Origin of the sequence: Pseudomonas sp., assembly GCF_035277045.1 — a bacterium.
Lineage (GTDB): Bacteria > Pseudomonadota > Gammaproteobacteria > Pseudomonadales > Pseudomonadaceae > Aquipseudomonas.
This window is the reverse complement of the sequence record NZ_DATELE010000191.1, coordinates 1-6,179: the sequence shown is the minus strand read 5'-3', so window position 1 is coordinate 6,179 and position 6,179 is coordinate 1. Positions and strand designations below refer to the sequence as shown.

2 protein-coding genes are annotated in these 6,179 nt (G+C 65.3%); both read left to right on the top strand.

Going from position 1 to position 6,179, the window contains the following annotated elements:
- Window positions 1-709: 709 nt before the first annotated feature.
- The gene (locus VJS90_RS09905) at window positions 710-2,602 is read left to right on the top strand and encodes an endo alpha-1,4 polygalactosaminidase (RefSeq protein WP_324121469.1); all 1,893 of its coding nucleotides are present in this window, start codon (window positions 710-712) and stop codon (window positions 2,600-2,602) included.
- Window positions 2,577-6,179 (top strand): tetratricopeptide repeat protein (locus tag VJS90_RS09900; RefSeq protein WP_324121467.1); only part of this gene is annotated, 3,603 nt, incomplete at its 3' end. The genes VJS90_RS09905 and VJS90_RS09900, both read left to right, overlap by 26 nt.

The following is a 6,179-nucleotide window of genomic DNA, read 5'->3' as shown; positions in this document are numbered from 1 at the left end:
TGCGATTCGGGGGAACATAGCGGGTGAGGAAGGGGATTGTGAAAGGCTTTGTGGTTCTAAGCTAATCATGCAAAACAATAATAGGTTTACTATATGATTATGCGCAAAGCTTATCTGTGGGCGATGCCTTGAGCTTTTCCGACAACCGGATGACACGCGGCACCCTGAGCGACTGCTCAACTTTGCAGGACGGAATATGTAGCCGTCATGAAACAGTGAAACAGCGTAATTGATGGAGAAACGTATCGCTAACTTAACAACGTGTAACGCACTTGAAACAGATCGCTCGAAGTTGCACTGTTCGTGAATGTGAAAGAGGTTGCGCGTCACGAACTACCTTGAACAGGCCACTAATTAGATTCCGTTCTTACAGCCTCATGAAATAAACTTTTTGCTATTGACATCATTTTTTTGATCGTGCCATATTTTCCTCGCAGGCAGCGCCGTTCCTGAGCCCCGGTCATAATCATCACCGTGGCGTTGCCGATTTTGAAGTGCTTCGATGTTTGCTCGCGATCTGGCCTGGGTGCCTCGATTCCAGCGTCAAGTATGCTGCGTCAGCAATGATATCACTCACCTGTAATAAATCTGACCAATCATTTCTGTCTGATTTTTATCGGAGGCGGTCTCATGCATGCTGGATGCAGCGTCATATCCCGTGGAGGGCGGTTTCATCGGCTCGCACCGAGTACATGTGCGTGGGTGAAACATGGCAAGCAAAGTTGATCGCTTGAGGGCCAGGCGCGCGTGGTCGGCCCTGGCATTGTGCGCGGCGGGTCTCACCGCGCAGGCTCATGAACAGGCGCCCGCCAGCGTGGCGTTCTGGTATGCCGACCAGCCGCCTTTGGCCGAACTGTCGCAGTTCGACTGGGCAGTGGTGGAACCGGGGCACCTGTCGACGCAGGATGTCTCGACCTTGCGCAGTCTGGGGACCAAGCCGTTCGCCTATCTGTCGATCGGTGAATTCAACGGTGATCAGCAGGCGCTCGATGCGCAGGCGGTAAATCACGCGAGCAGCCCCATGCGCAACAAGGCCTGGAACAGCCAGGTGATGGACCTGACCACGGCGGCATGGCGCGATCATCTGTTCAAGCGGGCCGCGCGGTTGCAGTCCCAGGGCTATGCCGGCCTGTTCCTGGATACCCTCGACAGCTTCCAGCTGCTGCCAGAGGCTGACCGCCCCGGCCAGCGCCAGGCGCTGGTGAGTTTCCTGCGCGAACTGCATGCCCGCCAGCCGGACCTGCAGCTGTTCTTCAACCGCGGTTTCGAGGTGCTCGGCGAGCTGGATGGGGTGGCCGCGGCCGTGGCGGTGGAGTCGATCCATGCCGGCTGGGACGCTGAAAAAAAGCGCTTCCGGCGCGTGCCGGACAGTGACCGCCAATGGCTCGAGGCCCAGCTGGGCCCATTGCGGCAACGCCAGATTCCGCTGGTTGCCATCGACTACCTGCCAATCCAGCACCGCGCCAAGGCGCGCAAGCTGGTCAGGCAACTGAGCGCTGAAGGTTTCGTGCCGGTGGTGACCAGCCCCGAGCTGAATGCCATCGGCCTGAGTGGCGTGGAAGTCCAGCCACGGCGCATCGCCTTTGTCCATGACCCGCGTGACGGCGCCCTGGTCCAGCATCCCGGACACCAGGTGCTGCGCGAGGTCCTGGAATACCTGGGCTATCGGATTGATCCGCTCGCCGTCGACGACCTGCCACAACACCGCTTTCGCGGGCTGTATGCAGGGGTGGTCGTGTGGATGACCCGTGGCGTGCCTGCCGACAGCAACGCCTTCAACACCTGGCTGAACCAGCGTCTGGATGAAAAGGTGCCGCTGGCGATCATGGACAGTCTGCCCATCGAGGACCCGGCACTGTTGCAGCGCCTCGGCCTGAGCCCGGCCGCGCGGCGCGCTATGCCGGTCCTCACGGCAAGATGGGGCGGCATGGCCCTGGCCCCCTATGTGGTGAAGACCGATGCCGAGCGTAGCCAGTGGATACTCGACCCGTTCGTGTTTCTTCGCGAGGCGCTGCGGCTGCCAGCACAGCCGCGCCCGGACACCACCACCGAAAACGGCCGGCGCATCCTGACGGCGGTCACAGGTGGCCAGGGCGAACCGTCCCTCACGTTGTCGCTGCGGATGAGCGATTACCTGACGCGCCTGCACGGGCTGCAGACGTCGAGTCTTGCGCGTGCCGCCGACGGCTCCTGGCAACTGCGTGGCCTGGACGGCCTGCGCACGCTGCGCCTGGACCCGCAGCTGGGCTGGCCGGACCTGCTGCGCTCGGAGGGCGTCGCCGGGGTCCGGGACCTGCCCAAGGGACGTTATGTGCACCTGAGCAGCGAGCGCCCGCGCCTGGTGCTGGAGCGTCAGCGCGATCCGCGCCCGGCGCTGGAAGAAGCCAACCTGCCGTTGAGCAGCTGGCGGTACCTCAACGACCAGCAGGTCAGCTTTGCCTTCGCCGGCGAGTTCGATCTGCAATTTTCGGTACGCGCGGCGGGGAGCTGCCGGGTCGAATTCGATGGACAGCAGTTCACCGGGACGTCCGCGCAAGGACTCTGGCACTTTCAACTTCCGTACAAGCAGGTGAAAGATGCCAAGCTCCTCTGCAACCGATAACCCGCGCCTGCTCAACCACTGGGCACTGCTGGTGGTGGCGATGGTGGCCGGCGTGGTGCTCTGGGCGACCCTGCAGAAAGAGGAGGTGTTCGCGCCCAACGGGCAGGGCGCGGACGAAGTCTCGGCCGGCTACGCCGAGGTACTGCTGGGCGCCTACCCGCACAACCAGACACTGCGCACGCAATTGCTCGACCTGCTGCTGCAGCTGGGCGACTTCGAACGGGCGCAGCAACACCTGGACAGCTGGCCGAACCCTGACCGCAACTTGCAGGCCTTCTACCAGCTGGCCCACGATGCGGGTCTGCTGAGCAGCGCGGACGAAACCAGCGGCCGTGTCCACGCCGAGGACCTGGCTGCACGCCTTCGCGCCCTGGACTACAGCGCCTTGCCGACGCGCCAGCTGCAACAGCTGGCGACCCTGGCCCTGGGCGTCCAGGTGCCGGGCGTGGCGGCCGACAGCTACCGTGAACTGGCAGGCCGCGAGCCGCAGCGGGCACCGCACTGGCTGGGCGAAGCGGCGCGTTGGTATCTGGCCAGCCAGCAGCCAGACCACGCCGCGCAGCTGTATGTCCAGCTGCTGGGCGAGAGCCAGGACCTGGCCCTGCGCCAGCAATACCTGGTCAAGGCTTTCAATAGCCTGCTCGCGGCAGACCGCGGCGAGCAGGCCGTCGAGTTGCTGGCCGCTGAAATCAAGGCGCAGCCCGAGACGCTGTTCGAGCCCACGATGCTGGACCAGGCAGTTGGTGCGGCCATCGGCTACCAACAACCTGAACTGGCCGGGCAGTTCTTTGCGCTGTGGCGCAGGCAGCAACCCGAAAGCGCTGAGGTGTGGCGCAAGGAATTGCAGCAACGCCTGGCGTTCGGCGACCTGGCCGGCGCGCGGCATGCCGGTGAGCAGTTGCTGGTGCAGGCCCCCGACGACCCCGAACTGCTCAGGCAAGTGGCGCTTGTCGCCGAGTGGCAGCACGACTACCCGGCCGCGCTGAATCACTGGCTTGCCCTGCTCAAGCGGCAGGATGAGCCGGGGCTGTACGAGCATGTCTGGCGCCTGGCCTTGCAGGGGCCGACCGACGACACAGGCTACGAGCAGGGCATCGCGCTGTTGGCCAGCATCCGTGAAACCCGGCCACTGACCGACACCGAGCTGGATGCCTTGGTCTACGCCGAACAGACCCGCGGCACGCCAGAGAATGCGGAACAGTGGCTGCAGGGCTATGCACAACAACACGCCGGCCATCGCCTGGCCTGGGTGCGGCTGCTGCAGAACCTGGAAGATTCGCGCCAGTACGACAAGCGCCTGGAAGTCTGGAATCGCTATGCCGAACGTTTTCCCCTGACCATGCGCGAGCGCATGGACTGGGCCAGCAACCACCTCAGGCGATCGGACCCGCAAGCGGCCTGGCGGGTGATCAATGGTGTCGACAGCCGTACAGTGGACGATCTCGACTACTGGCGGGCGCGCTCGACCCTGGCCTGGGAGCTCGGGCTGGATGACGAGCTGCGTCATGGCCTGGAGCGGACGTTGGCCCTTCAGGGCCATCTGGACAGCGGTGACGAGAGCGCGTTGATCAACCTGTACCGCAACGCTGCTCCGCAAAAGGCCCTGCATCTTGCCGTCGACAGTTGGCACCGCACCGGTGAACCGGACCGTCTGGCCTACGCCCTGCAGCTGGCCCAGGAGCTGCAGGAGTGGGACCAGGTCGCGAGCCTGCTGCAAGCGGCCTGCGCCGCGCCCAGGGTCGCCGGGCACGCCGATGTGCTGGCAGCCGGCGGCGCCCTGGCCCAGCAGCGCAACCAGCCGGAGGAGGCCGAGCGTCTGTACCGGCTGGGCCTGCAGCGATATCCCGACGACCTCAGGTTTCGCGAGCGCTTGTTGTGGCTCTACGTCGACCAGGGACGCCGCGATGATTTCACGCCACTGCTGCAGCAATGGCGCGGCCTGGCGCGTGACAGCAGCAGCCTGTGGTTGCCCTTTGCCGCTGCCAGCCAGCAGCTGGGCAGGCGCCGCGAGGCCCTGGCCTGGTACGGGCGCTACCTCAAGCACAACAAGGCTGACTGGCTGGTGCTGGCGGCCTATGCCGATGCCCTGGAGGCCGGCGGCTATGCAGACCGGGCCCAGCGCCTGCGGCTACGCCTGATCCGCGACATGTCTCCCCAGCGTATAACCGCCACGCCGCAGGGCTACGCCACCTGGTTGCGCCTGCTGGCCAGCAGCTACTCCTCGCGCAAGGCCCAAGCCCAGGCGCTGCAGTGGCAGGATGGCTCGCAACCCATGTTGCAGCTCTGGTTCGAGCAGATGCTCGCGCGCCTGGACAGCCTCGGACAATCGAAACAGAAAGACCCGTGGCTGGCCTGGGCCCGCAGCCGCGGCTTGCGCATCGAGCGTTTCGAGCAGGTGCAGGAAATCCTCCGTGGGCACGACCGCAAGGCATTGGAAACCCTGGTCGCCAGCGGCGGGCTGGATGCGGGGCTACGGGTCGAGGCACTGACGACCCTGGGCCGCCCGGCCGATGCCCTGGCCACCGCCCTTGGCGAGCTGGGCGGCGAGCAATCCCAGGCCCGCCGCGAGCAGCTGCGCCAGCAGGCCATCAGCCTGACCGAAGCCACGCCACAGGGGCTGAGAGCCGGCTGGCGTCGCCAGGACTACGGCGGGCTGGTGTTCGATGGCCCGCGTGCGAGCCTGGCCCATTACCTCGGGAAGGAATGGTACGCCCAGCTGGACCTGGAACAGGGCAGGTACAGCGGCGACCTGCTTGAAAGCTCGGCCCTGGGCACCGAGCGCAACGCCACGCTGACGCTGCAACGCCCCCTGGCCGATGGCACGGTCAATCTGCTGCTCGATGCCAGCCTGCGCGATGACGACAACCGCACCGGCCTTGGCCTGAGCCGCAGCTGGCGGCTCACGCCGGGCGATGTGCTCGAAGCCGGCGCCGACTGGCAGCGCAAGAACGAGGACACCGGGCTGATGCTTGCCTTGGGGCAGCAGAACGACCTGTGGCTGGGAGGGCGTCATCGTATCTCGCCGCGCGACCAGCTGTCCTGGAGGCTCGCCCAGCGCTGGTTCGAGACCCGCGCGGGCGACGATCTGGGCAGCGGCCAGCAGGTCAGGCTGGAGTACCTGCACATGCTGCAATTCGCCGGGCCCAGCTGGGCACTGCGCAGCGGCATCGACTACCAGCACAACCGCCTCGACAGTCCATCGCTAGACCACCTGGCCAGCAGCCAGGGCGGTGCCATCGAGCTGGCCGGGCTGGGCCTGGACAACCCGGGGCAACTGACCGCCAAGGACCTGTTGCCCGACCGCTACGGCCAGGTCTATGTCGGCAGCACCTGGCGCCGCGGGTTTCCCGGGGCGTTCAACCGCACCCGCGGCCAGTACACCTGGCTGATCGATCTGAATGCCGGCTGGCAGTGGGTCGACAACACCTTCAACTACGGCGTCAGTACCGGGATCGGCATGGAGGTGATCGGTGATGACGAACTGGCCCTGACCCTTGGCTATCAGTCGGCACCCGAAGGCGGTGCTGGCCAATCCGGCGGCACTGTAGGCCTCAGCTATGCGCTGCGGTTCGGGCGC